Source organism: Photorhabdus noenieputensis, from assembly GCF_018448935.1.
Lineage (GTDB): Bacteria > Pseudomonadota > Gammaproteobacteria > Enterobacterales > Enterobacteriaceae > Photorhabdus > Photorhabdus noenieputensis.
In genome coordinates, this window is record NZ_RCWC01000140.1 from 1 (window position 1) to 891 (window position 891).

The window sequence follows — 891 nt, forward strand, 5'->3', positions numbered from 1 at the left end:
CCGTGGCAGTACCGCCTAACGTCATTACGCCAGCAACAACGGCCCTGACACCGGCGATGTTGCCGCTGATTGATCTCACTCAGGCTGATATTGACCGCATCGTCGGACAGGTACCGGGCGGGATCGCAAATATTCAGGATATTTACGCCTTGTCGCCGTTGCAGGACGGTATTTTGTTCCATCACTTACTGGCAAACGAAGGTGATCCGTATCTGTTGACGGGGCAAATGGCTTTTGCTGATCGGGCACTGTTGGATCGTTATCTGGCGGTGGTGCAACGGGTGGTTGATCGCCACGATATCCTGCGTACCGCTTTTCTCTGGCAAGGATTGTCAGTCCCGGCGCAGGTGGTCTGGCGTCAGGCCACTTTATCGGTGACTGAACTGACATTAAACCCGGTTGATGGTCCGGTCAGAGAGCAGTTAATCCGGCACTGTGATCCCCGTCAGCATCGTCTCGACCTGAGTGACGCGCCGCTATTACGTTTTGTCGTGGCACAGGAAACTGATGGCCGCTGGATTTTGCTGCAATTGCTGCATCACCTGATTGGCGACCATGAAACAATGGAAGTGATGCACCGCGAAGTCCAGGCATATCTGACCGGTCAGGAGGAGAGCCTGCCGGTACCGGTACCTTTCCGCAATCTGGTGGCGCAGGCCCGGATGGGGGTGAGTCAGGAGGAACATACCCGCTTCTTTACCGAGATGCTGGCAGAAGTGGATGAACCGACGCTGCCATTCGGGTTGACGGAGGTGCATCGTGATGGTTCACAGGTGACGGAATCTCACCGGCTGTTGACCCCGGAGTTGAATAGCCGTCTGCGCGGTCAGGCCCGGCGTTTGGGCGTTAGCCTTGCGGCGTTGTGTCATTTGGCCTGGGCGCAAGTGTTGT

The 891-nt window shown here is 56.6% G+C and carries 1 protein-coding gene; it reads left to right on the forward strand.

Translation table 11 applies throughout. The annotated features are described in order from the left end of the window. On the forward strand, window positions 1–891 hold an 891-nt coding region (locus EAE91_RS25255; RefSeq protein ID WP_244869026.1), incomplete at both ends, for a condensation domain-containing protein.